The 20,211-nt window shown below is 72.3% G+C and carries 17 protein-coding genes and 1 pseudogene; 12 read left to right on the top strand and 6 right to left on the bottom strand.

Annotated elements, in window-relative coordinates; all coding sequences use genetic code 11:
* Positions 1 to 2 precede the first annotated feature (2 nt).
* Together htpX and OGH68_RS33375 are read right to left on the bottom strand one after the other, a co-directional pair.
* Positions 3 to 923, bottom strand: a complete 921-nt coding sequence (gene htpX / locus OGH68_RS33380; RefSeq protein ID WP_264249180.1) for a zinc metalloprotease HtpX — start codon at positions 921 to 923, stop codon at positions 3 to 5.
* A gap of 260 nt (positions 924 to 1,183) precedes the next feature.
* Entirely contained in the window at positions 1,184 to 1,933 is a 750-nt protein-coding gene (locus OGH68_RS33375) for a class I SAM-dependent methyltransferase (RefSeq protein WP_264249178.1), read from the bottom strand.
* Between the two features lie 278 nt (positions 1,934 to 2,211).
* Between OGH68_RS33375 and OGH68_RS33370 the strand changes: the two genes are divergently transcribed.
* From OGH68_RS33370 to OGH68_RS33345, 6 genes are all read left to right on the top strand, one after another.
* Complete coding sequence (locus tag OGH68_RS33370) at positions 2,212 to 3,651, top strand: dihydrolipoyl dehydrogenase family protein (RefSeq protein WP_264249176.1); 1,440 nt, start codon at positions 2,212 to 2,214, stop codon at positions 3,649 to 3,651.
* 117 nt (positions 3,652 to 3,768) lie between these two features.
* Positions 3,769 to 5,196 (top strand): radical SAM protein, encoded by a 1,428-nt coding sequence (locus OGH68_RS33365; RefSeq protein ID WP_264249174.1) that lies wholly within the window; start codon positions 3,769 to 3,771, stop codon positions 5,194 to 5,196.
* Between the two features lie 117 nt (positions 5,197 to 5,313).
* On the top strand, positions 5,314 to 6,045 hold the full coding sequence (locus OGH68_RS33360; RefSeq protein WP_264249173.1) for a TIGR04283 family arsenosugar biosynthesis glycosyltransferase: 732 nt from the start codon (positions 5,314 to 5,316) through the stop codon (positions 6,043 to 6,045).
* A gap of 39 nt (positions 6,046 to 6,084) precedes the next feature.
* On the top strand, positions 6,085 to 7,815 hold the full coding sequence (locus OGH68_RS33355; protein WP_264249172.1) for a radical SAM protein: 1,731 nt from the start codon (positions 6,085 to 6,087) through the stop codon (positions 7,813 to 7,815).
* A 23-nt stretch (positions 7,816 to 7,838) separates the two neighbouring features.
* Positions 7,839 to 9,011: an FAD-dependent oxidoreductase gene (locus OGH68_RS33350; RefSeq protein ID WP_264249171.1), complete on the top strand. Its 1,173-nt coding sequence runs from the start codon at positions 7,839 to 7,841 to the stop codon at positions 9,009 to 9,011.
* A 56-nt stretch (positions 9,012 to 9,067) separates the two neighbouring features.
* A complete protein-coding gene (locus OGH68_RS33345; RefSeq protein ID WP_264250412.1) occupies positions 9,068 to 9,802 on the top strand; it encodes a class I SAM-dependent DNA methyltransferase in 735 nt (244 codons plus the stop codon).
* A gap of 37 nt (positions 9,803 to 9,839) precedes the next feature.
* Here OGH68_RS33345 and OGH68_RS33340 read toward each other — a convergent pair whose 3' ends face one another.
* Positions 9,840 to 11,399, bottom strand: coding sequence for a SpoIIE family protein phosphatase (locus OGH68_RS33340; RefSeq protein WP_264249169.1), 1,560 nt, complete (start codon positions 11,397 to 11,399; stop codon positions 9,840 to 9,842).
* 94 nt (positions 11,400 to 11,493) lie between these two features.
* Between OGH68_RS33340 and OGH68_RS33335 the strand changes: the two genes are divergently transcribed.
* From OGH68_RS33335 to OGH68_RS33310, 6 genes and pseudogenes are all read left to right on the top strand, one after another.
* Positions 11,494 to 11,952 carry an SDR family oxidoreductase gene (locus OGH68_RS33335; RefSeq protein WP_264249167.1) on the top strand — a complete coding sequence of 153 codons (459 nt, stop codon included), beginning with the start codon at positions 11,494 to 11,496 and terminating at the stop codon, positions 11,950 to 11,952.
* Positions 11,953 to 12,112: 160 nt separating this feature from the next.
* Positions 12,113 to 12,427: a nuclear transport factor 2 family protein gene (locus OGH68_RS33330; RefSeq protein WP_264249165.1), complete on the top strand. Its 315-nt coding sequence runs from the start codon at positions 12,113 to 12,115 to the stop codon at positions 12,425 to 12,427.
* A 61-nt stretch (positions 12,428 to 12,488) separates the two neighbouring features.
* The gene (locus OGH68_RS33325; protein ID WP_264249164.1) at positions 12,489 to 13,673 is read left to right on the top strand and encodes a low temperature requirement protein A; all 1,185 of its coding nucleotides are present in this window, start codon (positions 12,489 to 12,491) and stop codon (positions 13,671 to 13,673) included.
* A 103-nt stretch (positions 13,674 to 13,776) separates the two neighbouring features.
* Positions 13,777 to 14,925 carry a winged helix DNA-binding domain-containing protein gene (locus OGH68_RS33320; RefSeq protein WP_264249163.1) on the top strand — a complete coding sequence of 383 codons (1,149 nt, stop codon included), beginning with the start codon at positions 13,777 to 13,779 and terminating at the stop codon, positions 14,923 to 14,925.
* 167 nt (positions 14,926 to 15,092) lie between these two features.
* Positions 15,093 to 15,524, top strand: a pseudogene (locus OGH68_RS33315) (oligopeptide/dipeptide ABC transporter ATP-binding protein); the annotation flags it as partial.
* 293 nt (positions 15,525 to 15,817) lie between these two features.
* Positions 15,818 to 16,678, top strand: coding sequence for an ABC transporter ATP-binding protein (locus OGH68_RS33310; protein ID WP_264249161.1), 861 nt, complete (start codon positions 15,818 to 15,820; stop codon positions 16,676 to 16,678).
* 362 nt (positions 16,679 to 17,040) lie between these two features.
* Here the strand turns inward: OGH68_RS33310 and OGH68_RS33305 are convergent, their stop codons facing one another.
* From OGH68_RS33305 to OGH68_RS33295, 3 genes are all read right to left on the bottom strand, one after another.
* The gene (locus OGH68_RS33305; protein ID WP_264249160.1) at positions 17,041 to 18,048 is read right to left on the bottom strand and encodes a 1-aminocyclopropane-1-carboxylate deaminase; all 1,008 of its coding nucleotides are present in this window, start codon (positions 18,046 to 18,048) and stop codon (positions 17,041 to 17,043) included.
* 100 nt (positions 18,049 to 18,148) lie between these two features.
* Positions 18,149 to 18,856 (bottom strand): GntR family transcriptional regulator, encoded by a 708-nt coding sequence (locus tag OGH68_RS33300; protein WP_264249159.1) that lies wholly within the window; start codon positions 18,854 to 18,856, stop codon positions 18,149 to 18,151.
* A gap of 93 nt (positions 18,857 to 18,949) precedes the next feature.
* Positions 18,950 to 20,179, bottom strand: coding sequence for an NAD(P)/FAD-dependent oxidoreductase (locus OGH68_RS33295; RefSeq protein ID WP_264249158.1), 1,230 nt, complete (start codon positions 20,177 to 20,179; stop codon positions 18,950 to 18,952).
* Positions 20,180 to 20,211: the final 32 nt, after the last annotated feature.

Here is a 20,211-nt window from a genome sequence, read left to right as displayed (position 1 = left end):
CGTCACGGGCTGCCGAGCTGCGACGAGATCCTGCCCAACTGGTCCAGCCGCTGCTCCAGAGTCGGGTGCGAGGAGAGCAGCCTGCTCAGGCTCTCCTTCGAGGAGAACGCCGGCGCGAACCAGAAGGCGTTGAACGGCTCGGCCTTGCGCAGGTCCCGCGTCGGGATCCGCGCCATCTCGCCGGTCACCTTGGTGAGGGCGGAGGCAAGCGCCGAGGGGCGGCCGGTCAGCAGTGCGGCGGCACGGTCGGCGGACAGCTCCCGGTAGCGGGAGAGCAACCGGGTCAGCAGGAAGCTGATCACGTAGACCACGGCGCTGACCAGGGGGATGACGAGCATCGCGATGGCGGTGTTGCCGTCACGGCTGCTGCCCGGCCGCCCGAAGCCGCCCCACAGTGCGACACGGGTCATCGCGCCCGCCAGGACGCCGAGGAACGACGCGATGGTCATCACCGCGACGTCGCGGTGCGCGACGTGCGACAGCTCGTGCGCGAGGACCCCCTCCAGTTCCTGTGGCTCCAGGCGCCGGAGCAGGCCGGTCGTGGCACAGACCAGAGCCGTCTCCTGGCTGCGGCCGGTGGCGAAGGCGTTCGGCACATCGCTTTCCGCGACCGCCACCCGCGGCTTCGGCATGTCGGCGAGGGCGCAGATACGGTCGACAGCGCCGTGCAGCTCGGGCTGCTGCTCGGGAGTGACCTCGCGGGCGCCCATACTGAAAGCCGCGATCCGGTCACTGAACCAGAACTGCGCGATGAAGACGGCGCCCGCGATCACGAGGATCAGGAGCCACGAGTCCCGCAGGGTGGCCAGCAGGACACCGACGAAGACCACGTACAGCAGCCCGATCAGGAACATCGTCGTCACCATGCGCGTGGTCAGTCCCCGGTCAGGGACGTAGCGTGAACGAGAACCCTTCCCTGCCATCTGGTCACCCTCCGGACAGAGGCTGCGGGCGAACCTCTCCCTTCATTCTGCCCTTTTTGTACAGGTTCCCGGCGGCGGTGAGGGGCAGGCAACGATCAGCACCGCCCGGCCCGGGACGCACCCACGGTGTACCGATGGCGGCGGGGGCGGGCTCCCAGCACCGGGGCCCGGCACGTCCGGCTCCGCTCGCGAGCAGTGCGCAGGTGCGGACGGGGAATCAGGAGCTCGCCAAGGTGTAAGGGCAAAGGCCGAGGTCGCTGTCAGGTCGTCGCCAGGACTCGGCGCAACGGCAGCGGCAGTGTTCGTCCGTCACGGATCCAGCCGCCGAGGACCCGCTTGGCGGCGGCCGCACGTTCCGGGCGCAGGCCGGGCAGGTAGAGGCCGTCGACCAGGACGGCCGCGTCGTCGTCGGTCTCCAGTACGAGGGTGAAGACCCGCCGCTCGTCGGACCGGACCGTGAATCCCGCCCGCCGCAGCACCGTGGCAGCGGCATCCCTGGCCTGCGGATTGGGCCAGGGCTGACGTGCCACACCGAGCGCCGACATGACCCGGGCCCAGCCCATCAGCCCCCGCGGGTCGAGCCCGAGGCGGGCAGGGACGAGGACCGCGAGCATCCCGCCGGGCCGCAGCACCCGTTCGACCTCGCCGAGTACTCGCGGCAGCGGGGTGAGCACGGGCAGGCACATCGACGCGCAGACGGCGCCGAGGCTCGACGAGGCCAGGGGCAGGGCGTCGGCACTCGCCCGGAGGAGCGGCCCCCGGCCGAGCCGGGCGGCCGCCGCCAGTTCCCCGGGCGAGGAGTCGAGCCCGACCCATTCGGCGTCCGGCAGCAGGGGGCGCAGAGGTGCTGTGCCGCAGGCCAGGTCCAGTACGGTGCCGGCCGACGCACGCAGCGGTTCGGCGAGCCAGGCGTGCGGTGAGGTGTCGGCGCGCCGGAAGAACTCCTCGGTGATGCCGGGACGGTCGTCATGGTAGGCGGCGAGGTAGCGGCGCCACTCCCTCTCGTCCAATGCGATGACTCCTCTGTGCCGGCGGACGGATGCGCGAAACCCCAGGTTCGGGCCGGTCCTTCCGCGGCTGGCCGTGCCTCGCGTCCCGTGATTCCGGTCCGTTGAGGACGCAGTACATCCCCGGGCCCTGCCCTGTTGCCTGCCCGACACGCCGGGGACGGCGGTCGGCCTGCCGGTGGGGTGCGGCGTGTCGAATGAGTCGTACCTGAAGGGAAGGCCGGAGTCACCCGAGCGGATTCCCGTGCCGCAGTGGACACGAGAGGCGAGTGAGGCGGCCGATGAGCATGCGACAGCCCTCGCGCGGCGACGGGGCGTACGACCTGGTCGTCGTCGGAGGCGGCAGCGCCGGCCTGACCGCCGCCCGGACCGCCGCCCGCCTCGGCGCCCGGGTGCTGCTCGTCGAACGGGACCGGCTGGGCGGTGACTGCCTGTGGACCGGGTGCGTGCCCAGCAAGGCGCTGCTGCATGTGGCCGCCGAAGTGCAGGCCGCCCGGGGCGTGGGGCGGTACGGGCTGCGGGCACCGCACGGCCCGGCGGACCTCGCGGCGGCCATGGCGCATGTCGAGCGGGCGACCGCGGCGATCGAGCCGCACGACTCGGCCGAGTCCTTGTACGCCGCCGGTGTCGAAGTGGCCCACGGGGAGGCCGTCTTCACCGGACCGCGGGCGCTGCGGGTGGCCGGTGAGCGGGAGGTCGCCTTCCGGTACGCGGTGATCGCCACCGGCTCGGCCCCTTCCCTGGTCCCCGTCCCCGGCCTGGCCGAGGCCGATCCGCTGACCAGCGACACCGTGTGGGGACTGACCGAGCTGCCCGGGCGGCTGCTGGTGCTGGGCGGCGGGCCCGTCGGCTGCGAACTGGCGCAGGCCTTCGCCCGCCTCGGCTCCACGGTCACCCTCGTGGAGGCGGCGGAACGGCTGCTGCCGCGCGAGGAACCACGCGCCTCCGCTCTCGTGCGGGAGCGACTGGCGGCCGAGGGAGTCACGGTCCGCACCGGCTGCCCGGCCGAGCGGGTCGACGGCGGCGCGGTGCACGCTCCGGGTGGCCCGCTGGTGTACGACGCGCTGCTGGCCGTCACCGGCCGCCGCGCGAACACCCGCGGCCTGGGGCTGGAGGCGGCGGGGGTGGCGCTGACCGGGCGCGGCGACGTCCGGGTGGACGACCGGCTGCGCACCACGAATCCGCGCGTCTACGCGGCCGGGGACGTCACCGGCCGCTCCGCCTTCACGCACCTGGGCGGCGTGCAGGGCGCGGCCGCGGCGGCGTCCGCGCTGCTGGGTGTGCGGCGCCGGATCGACTACGACGCGGTGCCCCGGGTGACGTACACCGACCCGGAGGTCGCCCGCGTGGGTGCGACGTCCGCCGAAGGGGCCCGCAGCGTCACCGTGGAACACGACCGGGTGGACCGGGCCGTCGCCGACGGCCGTACCGACGGCTTCACCTGCCTGGTGCTGGACGGACGCGGGCGGATCACCGGCGCGACAGTGGTCGCTCCGCGGGCCGGGGAGACGATCGCGCACCTGGCCACCGCGGTGCGGCTGGGCTGGACGCCCTCGCGGTACGCCAGGACCGTGCACCCGTACCCCGGTTACACGGACGGGCCCTGGCACGCGGCGCTCACGGACGTGTACGACCGGCTCGACCGTGCTCGTGCCCTCACGGGCGCGCTGCTGGGACTGCGCAGGAGGACACGGCCGGCAGGAAGGGGCCGCGCGCCGTGACACGCCGGGCGCCCGGCACGTCCACCCGGCTCGCGGTTCGCGGTGGGCCGGACCCGGGCGCCCTCCGGCGGACCACCGCTGATCACTCGTACGGCATCGAGGACGGAGAAGTGACCGATGGGAATCCTGGCGCGACTGCGAGCCCTCGAACGGGCGACCCGGCCGTACGATCCCGAGTTCGTGGCGGCGATGGCACGCCGGTGGGCCGAACTGCCGGATGCCGTCAGGACGCCGGGGCAGATCATCGGGCAGCACGGCGTGGGCTGTGAAGGCACCCACGGGGTCTTCCCCAGGTGCAACCTGAAGTGCACGCCCTGCTACCACTCGCGGGACGCGAATCAGGTCCGGGTCGACGGCCCGCACAGCCGGGAGCAGGTGGCCGCCCAGATGCGTCTGCTGCGCATACTGCGCGGCCCGCGCGCCCACGCCCAGCTGATCGGCGGCGAAGTGAGCCTGCTTCCGCCGGACGATCACGCGGCCGCGCTGGAGATCATGCACGCCCAGGGCCGGGAGCCGATGAGCTTCACGCACGGCGACTTCGACTACGACCATCTGGAGCGGCTGGCGCTGCGCGACGACGGCGAGCGCCGCTTCGCGCGGCTGTCCTTCGCCGCGCACTTCGACAAGTTCATGTACGGCAGGCGCGGCATCGAACGCCCGCCCGGTGAACTGGCGCTGAACCCCTACCGGAAGCGGTTCGCCGACATGTTCGCGAGGTTGCGCCGCGAACACGGGGTGCGGTACTTCCTCGCCCACAACATGACCGTCACACCCGGCAACCTCGACGAGATCGCCGACGTCGTCCGGGAGTGCCGCACCATGGGGTACGGCATGTTCTCCTTCCAGCCCGCCGCCTTCCTCGGGGACGAGCGGCGCTGGAAGGAGCCGTACCGCGAGGCGACCGCGGACGCGGTGTGGGCGGAGATCGGGCGCGGCGCGGGACGCCCGCTCGGGTACGGGGTCTTCCAGAACGGTGATGTGCGCTGCAACCGCACCGCGTACGGCTTCTACGCCGGGAGGCGCTGGTACCCGTTCCTCGAAGAGGACGACCCTCGCGATCTGGCGGTGCGCGACGCCTTCTTCCGGTACTTCGGCAAGGTCAGCTTCACCGGCACCCCGCCCGCCGTGCTCGCCGCGAAGATGGCGCGTGTCGTCGCCCGGCACCCCTCCACCGTGGTGATCGCGGTGCGGTGGCTGGCCCGTACGGCCGGCCGGGTCGGCGTGCCGCGGCTGGTGCGGAACCGTTTCCGTGTCCGCCCGGTCACCTTTGTGATGCATCGGTTCATGGACGCCGAAGTCGTCGGGCCCGCCTGGGAGATGATGCGGCGCGGAGAGCCGGCGGGAGAACCGGCGCTGCGGGAGGCTCAGGAGCGGCTGGCCGCCTGCCAGTACTCCATGGCGCACCCGGAGGACGGCACCGTGGTGCCGGCCTGCGTGCAGCACGCGGTGCTCGACCCGGCCGAGAACGCACAGCTGCGCACGCTGCTCCCGCTCGTCGAGGTCCGTGCGCCGTCCGTGCGCCGTCCCGACGGACAGGAGGAGTAGGCCCATGCGCACCGGACTCGTCGGCGGAGCCGGCGATGCCGTCACGATTCGCCGCGCTGCTCCGGCTGCGGCTCCGGCTGCGGCTCCGGCTGCGACTTCAGGGGCGCGGTGAGCGGAATGAGCGAGGTGTCGATCATCGTCCCGGTACTGAACGAGGAAGCCGCTGTACAGGCCGCGCTGAGCCGCCTGTGCCGGGACTTCCCCGACTGCGAGCTCATCGTCGTCGACGGCGGCTCCACCGACACCACCGCCGAACTCGCCGCCCGCCACGCCACCGTGGTGCACAGCGCACGCGGCCGCGCCAAGCAGATGAACGAAGGCGCCCGGCACGCCGGCGGTGATGTGCTCTGGTTCGTCCACGCCGACACCGCCGTCGACCCGGCGGCGCTCGGTCAGATCCGCGCCTGCCTGGCCGACCCGGCCGTGGTCGGCGGGGGCCTGACGATCCGTTTCGACCGCCGGACCCCCGGCCTGAACCACCTGGCGTGGACCTCGAACGCCCGGGCCCGTCGGCTGCACCACATCTTCGGCGACCAGGCCATGTTCATCCGCCGCGGCGTCTTCGACGAACTGGGCGGCTTCCCCGACCTGGCCATCATGGAGGACCTGGAAATGTCCCGGCGTCTGCACCGGCGAGGGACCCTGTGCCTTCTGCCCGCGACCTCCACAGCGTCCTCCCGCCGGTTCACCGCCCACGGCACCTGGCGCATGGTCGCCTTCATGCAGTACCTGAAGCTGCTGTATTTCGCGGGCGTCGACCCCGAACGCATCCGCGCCCTGTACGCCGCCGGGCCCCACCTCCGCCGCCGCGGGCGGACGGCGCGCGACGTCCCTGCCGAACGGTCCTGACCCCCACGCCCGTTTCACCGGAGAGACTGGAGATTCCCTGTGCGCATCGCGGTATGCGGAGGCCCCTACGGCAACCCGTACGCCCTGCGGTCGTTCGTCGACGACGCACGTGCCCGGGGCGCCGAGCGGCTGTTCTGCCTGGGCGACCTCGGCGGCTTCGGTGCCGACGTCGATGCCCTGTGGCCGATCCTGACGGACAACGGCATCGAGTGCGTCGCCGGCAACTACGACGTGGCGATCGCCCGCGGCGACGCCGACTGCGGCTGCGGATACCGCGACCCGAAGGACAACGAGTACGCCCAGATCGTCTACGACCACACCCTCGCCGCGACCGGCCGCGACTTCGCCGCCTGGATGGGCCGGCTGCCCACCGAGCACCGGGAGACGATCGCAGGCGTCGACGTCCACATGGTCCACGGATCCACGCTGGCCCTGAACGACTTCTGGTGGGAGTCGCTGCCCGAGGAGGAGCACCGGCTCCGCGCCGAGGCGTCCGGCGCGGACGTGGTGCTGTGCACCCACAGCGGTCTGCCCTGGCAGCGGCGCATCGGGGACACGCTCGCCGTCAACGTCGGCGTGATCGGCAAACCGGCCAACGACGGGCGCCAAGAGGTCCGGTACGCGGTGCTCGACCTGATCGACGGGCACGCCGCCGCGGAACTGGTGCCGCTCGCCTACGACTGGCAGGCGCAGGCGCGGTCCATGCGCGCCGCCGGTCTGCCCGACGTGTTCGTCGAGACCATCGAGACCGGCTGGTGGACCACCTGCCTGGAGGTCCTGCCGCCGCGCGAACGCTCCCGTGGCCGCTACCACCTCTACCGCTCCACGCTGCCGTCCGGCTTCCGGCCCGCCGACGACGACGGCTGGGGCGATGCCACGCCCCGGGCCGTCCAGGACGACCGGCAGGTGGTCCCGCCTGCCGTCGAGGACGACCGGCCGGTTGTCCCGCTGTTCGGCTCGCCGTACTTCCCGTCCAGGCTGTGGATCTACACCAACTTCCACTGCAACCTGGCCTGCGACTACTGCGCCGTCGCGTCATCCCCCGGGGCGGCCGCCCGCAGCCTGTCCGTCGGCGCCTTCCGGGCCCTCGTCGACGAGGCCGTCACGGCCGGGTTCTCCGAGCTGTATCTCACCGGCGGCGAGCCCTTCCTCCATCCCGACATCGTCCGTCTGCTCGACCACGCCTCCGCGCGGCTGCCCACCGTCGTCATGACCAACGCGATGCTGCTGCGCGGCCGCCGGGCGGCGGGGCTCGCGGAGCTGGTCGGCCTGGCCGGCCTGGCCGGCCGCAGGCTCACCGTCCAGACGTCGCTGGACGGCGCCACCGCCGCGACCCACGACCGGCATCGCGGCACCGGCTCCTGGAAGCGCGCCGTGGACGGCATCGGCCATCTGATCGACCTCGGTCTGCCCCCGCGCGTCGCCCTCACCGAAACACCGGAGAACACCCACGACATCCCCGCCGTCGCCGCGCTGCTGGCCGAACTCGGGCTGCCGGCCGGCCACTTCGCCGTACGACCGCTGCTGCGCCGCGGCTTCTCCGCAACGGGCGTGGAGATCGGCGAGGACTCCACCATCCCGGAACTGACCGTCACCGCCGACGGCCTGCACTGGCACCCCGCCGGAGCCGATCGGGCCACGAGCCCCGACATGCACCTCGCGCCCGCCGGGACCCCGCTCGTCCTGGGAAGACAACTGGTGACCGAACGGTTCTTCGCCGCCCGCCTCACCGACGGCAGCCTGCCCCGCCCCGTCCACTGCGCCATGTGACCGGTACACCAAGGGAGTTCACCATGCAGCGACACGTCGCGATCCTCGGCGCCGGCCCCGTCGGCCTCGACGCCGCACTCGCCTGCGCCGACGCCGGACGGCCCTTCACCGTCTACGAAGCAGGCGGCGCCGTCGCCGCCCATGTACGGGCCTGGGGTCATGTGCGCCTGTTCACCCCGTGGGACCTCAACGTGTCCCACCGGATGCGCACCCACCTCCCCCACGCCCCAGCCGGGCCCGACTGCCCTACCGGCACGGAGCTGGCGGCCCGTCTGCTCGACCCGCTGGCCGCCCTGCCCGCACTGGCCGGCCGGATCCGGTTGCGCAGCCGTGTCGCCGCCGTCGCCCGCACGGGCATGCTGAAGCACGAGCAGATCGGGACCGACGCCCGCGGCGCGGCGCCGTTCACCCTGCTCATCGACGGGCCTGACGGTGAGGAGACCACGCGGGCGGACCTGGTCCTGGACTGCACCGGCACCTACGGCGTCCCCAACACCCTGGGCGCCGGCGGCATCCCCGCCCTCGGCGAACGAGCCCTCGCCCACCGCATCACCCGCACCCTCCCGTCCGTCGACGACCCGGAACGCTGGGCGGGTACGGTCCTGCTCGTCGGCGCCGGCAAGTCCGCGCAGACCGCCGCCCGCGACCTCGCCGCGCTGCGCGGCACCCGCGTCGAATGGGTCGTGCGCAGCCCCGCGCCCGACTGGGGCGCCGTGCCCGGCGACACCCTGCCCGGCCGCCGACAGCTCGTCGAAAGCTCCCGCTCGCTCGCCGACGGCGTCACCCACCGCCACGTCACCGTCCACACCGGCGCGCACGTCCAGGCCCTCCGGTCCGACGGTGACCGGGTACACGCCGTCCTCGGCACGGCCGACGGCCCGCGCGACGTCGTCTGCGACCACGTCGTGGCCCTCACCGGCTACGTCGGCGACGCCTGCCTCCACCGGCAACTTCAGGTCCACGAGTGCTACGCCACCGCCGCACCCATGAACCTCTCCGCCGCCCTGCTCGGCTCCGCGGGCGGCGACTGCCTCGCCCGGCCCGCCGTCGGCATCGACGCCCTGCGCAACCCCGAACCGCACTTCTTCGTCCTCGGCGCCAAGTCCTACGGACGCCTCAACACCTTTCTGCTGCGCACCGGATACGAACAGGTCGACGCCGTCGCGGGCGCGTACGCCCCGGCCGTGGCCGGCTGAGCCGGCGGCGAAGTGCACTGGCACGCCGCTTCGACGGCGTGGCAGCCTTCGACGTCATGGATGCGGACGTGTGGAACGAGCAGGTGGCGCAAGGCTATGACGCGTCGTCCGCGCACATGTACACACCGGAAGTCCTGGACCCCACGGTCCGCTTCCTCGAGCGCCGTGCCGGCCGTGGCCCCGCCCTGGAGTTCGCGGTGGGGACCGGGCGCGTCGCGCTTCCGCTGAGCGCACGCGGCGTTCGGGTGGCCGGTATCGAGAAGTCGGCGCCCATGGCACGGCAGCTCGCCGGGAAGCCCGGCGGCAGCGATGTGGCCGTGATCGTCGGGGACATGACGACGTCTCGCGCCCCGGATTCGTTCAGCCTGGTCTACCTCGTCCACAACTCCATCACCTGTCTCCTCTCCCAGGCCGAACAGGTCGCGTGCTTCCGCAACGCCGCTCTTCATCTGGAACCGGGCGGCCGTTTCGTGGTGGAGGTCTTCGTCCCGGAACTGCAGCGCCTGCCGCCGGGCGAGACGGCACGTCCGTTCCACATCGGCGACCACCACGTCGGTTTCGACACGTACGACCTGCTCAACCAGCGACTCGTCTCGCATCACTACACGGTCGTGGACGGCCGGGGCTCCACGTTCCGATCGCCTCACCGCTACGTGTGGCCCTCCGAGCTCGACCTGATGGCCGAGCTCGCCGGCCTGGAGCCGTCGGAACGATGGGCCGACTGGAACGAGACGCCCTTCACCGCGTCCAGCAGGTCACACGTCTCCGTGTGGCAGAAACCGCCACGCTGACAGGGTGCCGACCCCGCTCGTGATCGAACCGGCGGTGTCACACCGTCGGTGACGCGGCCGGGCCGGAGTGCTGAGGACCCCCGTCCGCCTCGACATTGTTGATCATCGTGCGCAGCACCTTGGGCGCGGATACGTACTCCTCGTCGCTGATGCCCCGGTGGACCACGGAACGCACCTCGGTCGCCGGCTCACGCAGCCGCGCTCTGGCCGCCTCCCCGGCATCCGTGAGCAACAGTCGCTGCTCGGTGTCGGTCCGGAGCCATCCCCGGTGGGACAGTTGGTCTGCCTGTCCCCCTCCCGGCCACTGGTGTCTGCGGGCCGTCGCCGTGCGAACCGGCACCCCGCTGTCGAGGACCAGGTAGGTGCAGGTGGCGAAGCGGTCGGTGTCGAGGTCGCAGAGGACCCGGTTGACCTGCCCCAGGAGGGCCCCGGGCGGCAGCCCCGCCTCCGCGCACGCCCGCAGGGCGACGCGCAGTTGGCCCATGACCGCGGACGCGTGGGCGTCGTGGCCCTGGACGTCACCGATGACGAGCGCTGCCGACCCGTCCCTGAGCGAGAGAATGTCGTACCAGTCGCCTCCGATGTGCATGCCCTGCGTGCCGGGCAGGTAGCGGGAGTGCACGGTGAGCGAGTCCAGCGCCGGAAGGTGACGCGGCAGCATCGCCTTCTGCAGGTCGGTGGCGCGCTGATGCTCCGTGTCGAACAGCCGTGCGCGCTCCAGGCTCTGTGTCAGGATGACGGCGACAGCCGTGTAGAACGTACGCTCGCCCGCGTCGAACTTCCGCGGCCCGGCGAAGGCGATGAGGCAGGCCCCGGTCACCTGGGCCACGGATCCCAGGGAAAGGACCACCCATGACCGCGGCGGTATCTCACCCGCCGCGGCCAGTTCGGCGAGTTCCGGGCCGGTGTGCCGGCTGAGGTCCTCGACGAACAGGGCCTGCTCCTGCCGGGCGGCCAGGGCCATGACGGTGTGCGCGGGTCCGCGCAGGTGCGACAGCGCCGGAGCAATGGAGGTCTCGCCGACAATGGTCAGCCGGCCGGCTTCCTCGATGCCCAGGATGAGGCTCTCGGCGCCCAGCGCCGGACGGGCGAGCTGGGTCATGACCTGGGTGACGTCCCGCACGGTGACGGCCTGGGAGAGCGCCCGCGTGAGCGTGAAGAGGAACGAGTCCCGGGAGCTGTCCGCCGACACCGGACCGCGCGGCGACCGGTCGGTGCCTTCGCCGGTCTCCATCACCAGGCCGAGCGCACGGGCGGGCCGCCCCTGGTCGTCCATGATCACGCGGCCGAATTCGGCCACGGCGTGGACGCTCCCGTCGGAGTGCCGGATGCGGTAGCCGAGGTGGTAGCGGCCGGCATCCGCAGCCCCGTGCGCCGGGGCACTGACCGCCTCCTCCGTCACCCGGGCGATCGCCGCCTGCAGCACCGGCACGTCGTCCGGGTGCAGCAGTAGGGGGCCACACCGCAGGCGCTGCGCGACGGGAAACGGCCGCCGCTGACGGGCCGTGCCCGAAGTCGTGAGCGTTCCGTTCCATCGGTGATCGGATCGTTCAGGATGGGCGCCCGTCGTCACGGCGATCCTGTCGGGGCAGGGCATGGCCCTCGGTGTCCGCCGGTCGTGCCGTCCCCGTTCGACACCGGCCCCGGAGAGGCGTTCGCCGTCCAGGCCGACCTGACCCCGGGCCGGGGAGGTGGAACGGGTCTTCGACGAGGTCGTGAACCGGTTCGGCAAGCTGGACCGCAGCGTCAACACGGCCGGCATGGTGCTGAAGAAGCCGCTCACCGAGATCACCGAGGAGGAGTACGACCGGATGTTCGCGGTGAACTCCAAGGCCGCGTTCTTCGTCATGCGGGAGGCGGCCCGCCGGATCGAGGACGGCGGGAAGATCATCACGATCGTGACCTCGCTGCTTGCCGCCTACACGGGGCTGTACTCGGCCTACGCGGGCGGCAAGGCGCCGGTCGAGCACTTCACCCGGGCCCTGTCGAAGGAGCTCTTCGGCCGGAACGTGTCGGTCAACAACATCGCCCCGGGTCCGATGGACACCTCGTTCTTCTACCCCGCCGAGGCCGATGATTCCGTCGCCTACCACAAGTCGTCCGCGATGAACGGCGATCTCACCAAGCTCGGGGATATCGTCCCTGGGTGAGGCACCTGCTGACCGACGGCTGGTGGGCCAACGGCCAGACGTTGTTCCTCAACGGCGGGTACACCACCCGCTGACCGGAGCCGGCGGGGCGGGTGGACGCCGTCACCGGTCCACCCGCACGGCCGGGTCCCCCGTCGTACCGATCCGATCGGAGGCCACCATGACAGCCCAACTCACCGACCCCGCGGTCGCGGCGTTCGTCAACGCCGTCAACGCCGGCGACAAGGACGCCTTCTTCGCCGCGCTCACTCCGGACGCGACCATGGCCGACGACGGCACCGAGCGCGATCTCAGCGACTGGACCGAGAAGGAGATTTTCTCCTCGAACGGACGCATGGACGTCGAAAGCGTCTCCCCCGACGGCCGTACACTGACAACCGTCTACACCAACTCGACGTGGGGAGCCATGCGCACCCGCTGGACCTTCACTGTCACCGGAGGCAGGGTCAGCCGCTTCGAGACCGGCCAGGCCTGAACCGGGCGATCGCACCGCCACGACGTCCCGCCCGTCACCGCACCGTAGGGGTCCCACGCCCATGAGCCAGACACCCTCCATCGCCGGCGCCTGGCACCGGCCGATGGTGGCCCGCTTCTCGGACGAGGAGCACCGCAGCGCGACAGCGCTGGAACTCTTCTTCGACCTGTGTTTCGTCGCCGCCGTCGCCCAGGCCGCGGTGGCGTTCGAGCACGAGCTGGCCGAAGGCCACATCGGCCAGGGCGTGCTCGGCTACGTCCTGGTGTTCTTCGCGATCTGGTGGGCGTGGATGAACTTCACCTGGTTCGCCTCCGCCTACGACACCGACGACGTCGCCTACCGGCTGCTCACCCTGGTCCAGATCACCGGTGCCCTGATCATGGCCGCGGGCGCGGCAGAGGCCCTCCAGTACCGCGACTTCACGGTCATCACGTGGGGTTACGTCGTCATGCGCCTCGCGATGGTCAGCCAGTGGCTGCGCGCCGCGCACTCCGACCCCGACCGCCGCACGACCTGTCTGCGTTACGCGGCGGGGATCTTCGTCGTCCAGCTCGGCTGGGTCGGGCGCCTGTTCCTCCCCGACGACGGCGGCCTGGTCGTCTTCGGGATCCTGGTCCTGGCCGAACTGGCCGTTCCCGTCTGGGCCGAGCGCGCGGCCATCACCACGTGGCACCCCCACCACATCGCCGAACGCTACGGCCTGTTCACCCTGATCGTCCTCGGCGAATCCATCATCGCGGCCACGGCTGCGGTCCGTACCGCCCTCGACGACGACGCCTCGCTCGGCGACGTCGCCACCCTCGTCGTCGGCGGTGTCCTCACCGTCTTCGCCCTGTGGTGGCTCTACTTCGCCCAGAACGCACCCGGCAGACTCACCGGCCTGCGCTCGGCGTTGCTGTGGGGTTACGGGCATTACGCCGTCTTCGCCTCGGCGGCCGCCGTCGGCGCCGGGCTCGCGCTCAACGTCGCCCACACCACCGGTCACGGCCATCTCACCGACCACGCGGTCGCGGCCGCCTACACAATCCCCGTCGCCGTCTACATCACCGTCGTCTGGCTTCTGCACCACCGGGCTTCCGAGGTACGCAGAGCGACCGACATCGTCCACCCCCTGGTCGTTCTCGCAGTCCTGGCCGCGACCTTCGCACCCGCCCCCGTACTGGTCACCGGAATTCTCGCGACGCTCCTCATCGCCGCGACCCTCGTCCTGGGGGCGCGTGCGGCGGCCGCGGCGCGCCACGCCTGACAGGGCGTCGCCTCGTGCGCTGAACGTCCTCTTCCGCTCGTTCGGTTCGCCGGACCACGACGACGGCTACCGAATCGAACGAAGAAGCGAGAAGATCGTCGGCATGGTGATGACCGCACGCGCCCTCAACCGCTCCACGCTCGCACGCCAGTTGCTGCTCGGCCGGGAGCCGCTCGACGTCCTGGAGGGGATACGGCGGGTGGTCGCGCTTCAGGCGCAGCAGCCCGCCTCGCCGTACGTCGCGCTGTGGAACCGGATCGGCGGGTTCGACGCGGCCGGCCTCGATACGGCCGTGAGCGGGCTCCAGGCGGTCAAATCGACGCTGATGCGGCTCACCCTGCACATGGTCCATGCCGAGGACTACCGGGATTTCCGTGAGGCGATGGAGCCGTCGCTGCGCGCGTCCAGGCTGGGAGACGCCCGTTTCGCGGCGTCCGGGCTCACCCCGGCCGACGCCGACGCTCTGATCCCGGACCTGATGAAGTACGCCGACCGGCCGCGGACCGTGGCCGAGTTGCAGGGCCGGCTCGGGGAACTGCTGGGCGCACCGCTGGAACCGGCGGCCTGGCGGATGCTGCGGCAGTACACGCCGCTGTGGCACACGCCCGTCGCAGGACCCTGGTCGTTCGGCACCCGGCAGTCGTACGTCGCCGCGGGCACGCAGCCGGTACTGGCGGATCCCGACGTTGCCGCCGGCGCTCTGCAGACCCTGGTCCGCCGCTATCTGGAGGGCTTCGGGCCGGCGTCGGTGGCGGACATGGCCCAGTTCGCGATGGCCCAGCGCAAGCGCGTCAGGGCGGCGGTCCAGGCGCTCGGCGCGGAGCTCGAGCAACTGCGGGGCCCGGGTGGCGAGGTGCTGTACGACATTCCCGGCGCGCCCCGGCCGGCCGGGGACACTCCGGCGCCGCCCCGGCTGATGGCCATGTGGGACAGCATCCTGCTCGCCTACGCCGACCGCAGTCGCGTCATCCCGCCCGACTACCGCAGGACGGTGATCCGCGTGAACGGCGATGTGCTGCCCACGCTGCTGGTGGACGGCTACGTCGCCGGCGTCTGGCGTCCCGCCGTGGGAGGGATCGAGGCCACCGCCTTCCATCCGCTTCCGGGCGATGCCTGGGAGGGACTGGCCGCGGAGGCGCGGACGCTCGTAGCCTTCCTCGCCGACCGCGAACCCACGGTCTACGGCCGCTACAACCACTGGTGGGCCAAGGGCTTGCCGGCCGCCGAGACCCGGTTGCTGCCCGCCGGCTGAACCACCGGCCCGGTCCCCCGGCAACGCCCCGGTGCCCGACCGGTCACGGCCGCCACCGGGCGGGCGTGCCGCTCCTGCGAACGGTGCGGCGGTCACGGGGACGGCGGACCGGATCCGCGGCCTCGGCGTTCCAACCCCGGACGGGCCTCAGGCCCGGACTGGCTTCACTGCTCGCCGACGAGGCGACCAGCGCACTGGACGTCACCACCCAGGCCGAGATCCTCGCCCTGCTGCGGATGGGCACGCTGTTCATCACCCACGACCTCCACCTCGCCGCCGCCTACTGCGACCGGGTGTACGTCATGTACGCGGGGCGCGTCGTGGAGGAGCAGGACGCGCGCCGCCTGTTCACCGGGGCCCGGCACCCGTACACCCGCGGGTTGCTCGACTGCTCACCCGCACTCGGCGACACCGCCCGGTCCGTGCGCCCGATTCCGGGACGGCCCCCGTCGCTGGCCGACGCCTTCACCGGCTGCCCCTTCGCGGTGCGCTGCCCGTACGCGGAGCCGGCGTGCGAGACATGGACACCGGAGCCGCTCGCGGTGCCGGGCGGGGGCACGGCGGCCTGCCGACGACTCACCGACCTGCCCACTCTCCCCGTCCTGCCCGATCTTTCCCACCGACCCGCCGGCCCCGTCGGCACCGCCGACGCCGCGAGAACTGCAAGCACCGCAAGCACCGCTTGCACCGACCCGACCGACCCGACCGGCGACCCCGGGCGGCGCGTCGCCCAGTCGCCGGGGCTCCCCGCCGTGCCGGACGCGCAGCCGGACGGGACGGTCCGGCCGGCGGCCGACGGTGACCGGGCCCCGGGCGGCTTGGCCGGCGGCTTCACCGAGGCATCCGCACCACCCGCCGGCACCCGGGCGTCCCTGGCCAAGAGGAGTACACCGTGACCGCATGCGAACCGACGGCCGAAGTCCCGCTGCTGAGCGTCGACGGGCTGACCAAGACCTACCGGTTGCCCGGCGGCGGCCGTCTCACGGCCGCCGCACAGGTGTCGTTCGCCGTGCCCCGCGGCGGGTCCCTCGGCATCGTGGGCGAGTCCGGGTCCGGCAAGAGCACCGTGGCCCGCATGCTCGTCGGTCTGGAGAGGCCGGATGCCGGCACGGTCTCGGTCGAGGGCAGGGACCGCGCCGCGCGGCCGCCGGCCCTGGGCCGCCGGGCCGCACGGCTGACGCGCGCCCGTGAGATCCAAATGGTCTTCCAGGCCCCCTATGTCTCGCTCGACCCCAGGCTCACCGCCCGGCAGTGCCTGCGCACGGCCCTGCGCCTCCACGACCACGACGCTTCCGACACCCGGGTCCGCTCGCTGCTGGACCGGGTCGGCCTCGGCTCGCGGGAGGCCGAGGCCCGGCCGCACCAGTTGTCCGGCGGCCAGCGGCAGCGCCTGGCCATCGCCCGGGCGCTCGCGGTCGATCCGCGGATCCTCGTCCTCGACGAGGCGGTGGCGGCACTGGACGTCTCGATCCAGGCGCAGATCCTGCAACTCCTCGCGGAGATACGGGACGACACCGGCGTGGCCCTCGTCTTCGTCAGCCATGACCTCGCCGTCGTGCAGCACATCACGGACGAGACGGCCGTGATGCGGAAGGGCACCGTGGTCGAACAGGGGCCGACGGCACGGGTGCTCGGCGCTCCCTCGGACCCGTACACCCGGCTGCTGCTGGCCTCCGTGCCGCACGAGGGCTGGGACCCCGGCGACGCGGTCCGGGCGAGGGCCGCGATGGACCCGGCACAGGCCGCCGTCTGAAGGGGAGTCGACTCCGCAGCCGGACCGCTGCCCCTGCGCCCGTTTGCATTTCTTCTGCCGCGCCCCTTGCGGACCGCCCTCGAGATGACCCCCGCACCGACCCTGCGTACCCGCTTCGTGGCCGTGACCGTGGCCGCCGCGGTGCGGGGTCCTTCGACATCTGGTCCGTCCCGGCCGACGGCACGGGTGAGCCGCCCCGTGTCGCGCGCGACGCCTCCTCACCCAGCATGGTCCCGCCTTCCGGCCGCTGAGTGGTTCGCCGGGGCCGGACAGGCGTGTGTCCGGCCCCGGCTCCGGACGGGGCGAGTGACCGTCACCGTACGGTGGCGATCAGGGCGTTCGGCTCCCGGCGCGTAGGCCCGTCACTGGAAGACGCCGCTGTAGGCGTTGAGCGCAGGCTGGCCCCCGAGGTGGGCGTAGAGGACATTGGAGTCCTTGGGGATGTCACCGCTCTTCACCAGGTCGATCAGGCCGGCCATCGACTTGCCCTCGTAGACGGGGTCGATGATCATGCCCTCCAGGCCCGCGGTGAGCCGGATCGCGTTCAGCGTGGACTCGACGGGGATGCCGTAGAAGTCGCCGGCCCAGCCGCCGAGAACGGTGATCTCGTCGTCACGGAGATCGCGGCGCAGGCCGATGAGCCCGGCGGTGCCGCGTGCGATCTTCTCCACCTGCGCACGCGTCTCGTCCAACTTGGCCGAGGCGTCGATGCCCAGCACACGACGGGGCCGGTCCTGGCCGGCGAAACCGGCGATCATGCCGGCGTGGGTGCTGCCGGTGACGCTGCACACCACGATCGTGTCGAAGAAGACGCCCAGTTCACGTTCCTGCTGCTCCACTTCGCGGGCCCAGCCGGCGAAGCCGAGACCGCCCAGCGGATGGTCGGAGGCGCCGGCCGGGATGGCGTACGGAGTGCCGCCGGCGGCGCGGACGTCGTCCAGCGCCTGCTGCCAGCTCTCCTTGAAGCCGATGCCGAACCCGGCCCGCACCAGCCGTACGTCCGCCCCCATGATGCGCGACAGCAGGATGTTGCCGACCTTGTCATTGACCGCGTCCGGCCAGTCCACCCAACTCTCCTGCACCAGTACGGCCTTCAGGCCGGCGCGGGCGGCGACCGCGGCCACCTGCCGGGTGTGGTTGGACTGTATGCCGCCGATGCTGACCAGGGTGTCGGCGCCCTGCCGCAGTGCGTCGGGGATCAGGTACTCCAGCTTTCTGGTCTTGTTGCCGCCGAAGGCCAGCCCGCTGTTGCAGTCCTCCCGCTTGGCCCAGATGCGGGCGCCGCCGAGATGCGCGCTGAGCCGCTCCAGCGGGTGGACGGGGCTGGGGCCGAACAGGAGGGGGTAGCGCTCGAACGAGTCAAGGGACATCTGCGGCTCCTTGGGGTGCGGCATCCGGTGGGTCACGGCCCCGCCCCGGGACGGGGCAGGGCCGGTCGGTTAGTGGGGCGCCGGTCGGTGGGCGGGCCGGTCAGTGGGCGGGGCTGCTGCCGTCGGCTCCGTCCTGCTCGTCTGCCTCCGGCAGCGCGCTGTCGAGAAGCGGCAGCAGCGTCTGCCAGTTGGCACGCGTCGCGGCGACCGCGCCTTCCGTGTCCCCCGCCGCGCACAGCTCGATGATCCGGTTGTGCTGGGCGACCGAGCCCCGGCCGCTCAGGGACGAGAAGCGCAGCCGCTCCACGCGCCGCAGCACGGGCGTGAACTGCTCGAGGACGGTACGGACCGCGTCGTTCGCGCATGCGGTGACGAACACTCCGTGGAAGTCGTCGTCGGCGCTGATCGCCGCGTCCACGTCGCCCTGCCGCAGTGCGTCGGCGAAGCGGGCGTTGGCCGCGCGCATGGCGTCGAGCTCGGCGGCCGACAGGTTGGGCATAACCTCCCGTACGGCGAGTTCGTGCATGGCGGCGGTGACCGACTGCGCGGCGCGCACGGCACGGAAGTCCAGGGGGCTGACCATGGTGAACCGGCCCGGTTTCGTGCGCACCAGACCGGCCTGTTCGAGTCGTGCCAGGGCCTCCCGGACCGGCGTGCGGCTCACGCCCAGCCACTCGACGAGATCGGCGTCGTTGAGGCGTTCGCCCGGCGCGAGCGTGCCGTCGACGATGGCGTCCCGAATCGCGCGGAAGGCGTTCTCCCTGAGGAGTGACCTGGAAACGAGACCTCGGCTCTGCGGTACCGGCATGCAATATATTGCATGCTACGAGCGAGAGCGTGTCAAGGTCCGGCACCGCGGCCCCGGACCGCCGCGATGCCGGGGCCGCCGCGCGGCCGAACGTCAGAGAAGGTCGCCCAGTGGCACGTCGGGGTCGGCGAGCCGGGCAGGATCGACCGGCCGCCCGGACGTGACGAGGGCCCGGATCGGGTCCGTGACGTCCCAGACGTTGACGTTCATGCCGGCGAGCACCCGGCCGCCGGACAGCCAGAAGGCGATGAACTCACGGGTCTCGGGCGGCCCTCGGAAGACGACCTGGTCGTAACCGCCGGGCTCCACGTACCCGGTGTACTCCATGCCCAGGTCGTACTGGTCGGTGAAGAAGTACGGGACGCGGTCGTAGGCCACGTCCTGGCCGAGCATGGCCCTGGCCGCGGCCTGCGGCTGGTTCAGCGCGTTGGCCCAGTGCTCGACCCGGATGTGCTTGCCGAGCAGCGGGTGGAAGGCGTCGGCCACGTCACCCGCGGCATGGATGTCGGGCTCGGAGGTACGCAGTGCGGCATCGACGCGGACGCCGTTGCCGATCTCCAGACCGGCGGCTTCCGCGAGCCCGATGTCGGGGGTGACACCGACGCCGACGACGACCGCGTCGGCGTCGACGCGACTGCCGTCGTCCAGCAGTACGCCGTTCGCCCGGCCGTCCGCCCCGGTGATCTCGGCGACCTGCACACCGCAGCGCAGGTCGACCCCGTGGTCGGTGTGCAGGTCGGCGAAGACCTGGGCCGCCTCGGGGCCCAGGACTCGCAGCAGCGGCAGTTCCGCGGCCTCCAGCACCGTCACCTCGGCACCGGCGGCCCTGGCGGCGGCGGTCGTCTCCAAGCCGATCCACCCGGCCCCGATCACCGCCACTCGCGAGGCGGACGCGAAGGCGTCCTTGATGCGGTCGCTGTCGGCGAGCCGTCGCAGGGTGTGCACACCGTCGAGGTCCGCTCCGGGCACGGGCAGCAGCCGTGGCGAAGAACCGGTGGTCAGGAGCAGCTTCGCGTAGCCCACGCGGCTGCCGTCGTCGAGTGTCACCTCGTGAGCGGCCGGGTCGACGGCGGTGACCCTGACCCCGAGACGCAGATCGACCTTCTGGTCGGTGTACCACCGGGGAGGGTGGACGTAGACCACGTCACGCTCCTCCTTGCCCAGCAGGTAGCCCTTGGAGAGCGGCGGCCGCTCGTAGGGGTGCTCGGCCTCCTCCCCCAGCAGCACGAGCGGGCCGTCGAAACCCTCCTCCCGCAGGGTCTGTGCGGCCTTCGCGCCGGCCAGGCCGGCTCCGACGATCACATATGCGTTGTGTGCGGGCATGTCCGCTCCTCTGTCGCGTCGAAAGTGCTCTC

Origin of the sequence: Streptomyces peucetius (assembly GCF_025854275.1) — a bacterium.
Classification (GTDB): domain Bacteria; phylum Actinomycetota; class Actinomycetes; order Streptomycetales; family Streptomycetaceae; genus Streptomyces; species Streptomyces peucetius_A.
This window is presented reverse-complemented; position numbering and strand designations above follow the sequence as displayed.

Bases quoted from the DNA above. Each gene is read 5' to 3' on its own strand.
- htpX (WP_264249180.1), bottom strand. From the start codon at position 923: ATGGCAGGGAAGGGTTCTCGTTCACGCTACGTCCCTGACCGGGGACTG.
- OGH68_RS33370 (WP_264249176.1), top strand. From the start codon at position 2,212: ATGAGCATGCGACAGCCCTCGCGCGGCGACGGGGCGTACGACCTGGTC.
- OGH68_RS33365 (WP_264249174.1), top strand. From the start codon at position 3,769: ATGGGAATCCTGGCGCGACTGCGAGCCCTCGAACGGGCGACCCGGCCG.
- OGH68_RS33360 (WP_264249173.1), top strand. From the start codon at position 5,314: ATGAGCGAGGTGTCGATCATCGTCCCGGTACTGAACGAGGAAGCCGCT.
- OGH68_RS33350 (WP_264249171.1), top strand. From the start codon at position 7,839: ATGCAGCGACACGTCGCGATCCTCGGCGCCGGCCCCGTCGGCCTCGAC.
- OGH68_RS33345 (WP_264250412.1), top strand. From the start codon at position 9,068: ATGGATGCGGACGTGTGGAACGAGCAGGTGGCGCAAGGCTATGACGCG.
- OGH68_RS33340 (WP_264249169.1), bottom strand. From the start codon at position 11,399: ATGCCCTGCCCCGACAGGATCGCCGTGACGACGGGCGCCCATCCTGAA.
- OGH68_RS33330 (WP_264249165.1), top strand. From the start codon at position 12,113: ATGACAGCCCAACTCACCGACCCCGCGGTCGCGGCGTTCGTCAACGCC.
- OGH68_RS33325 (WP_264249164.1), top strand. From the start codon at position 12,489: ATGAGCCAGACACCCTCCATCGCCGGCGCCTGGCACCGGCCGATGGTG.
- OGH68_RS33320 (WP_264249163.1), top strand. From the start codon at position 13,777: ATGGTGATGACCGCACGCGCCCTCAACCGCTCCACGCTCGCACGCCAG.
- OGH68_RS33305 (WP_264249160.1), bottom strand. From the start codon at position 18,048: ATGTCCCTTGACTCGTTCGAGCGCTACCCCCTCCTGTTCGGCCCCAGC.
- OGH68_RS33300 (WP_264249159.1), bottom strand. From the start codon at position 18,856: ATGCCGGTACCGCAGAGCCGAGGTCTCGTTTCCAGGTCACTCCTCAGG.
- OGH68_RS33295 (WP_264249158.1), bottom strand. From the start codon at position 20,179: ATGCCCGCACACAACGCATATGTGATCGTCGGAGCCGGCCTGGCCGGC.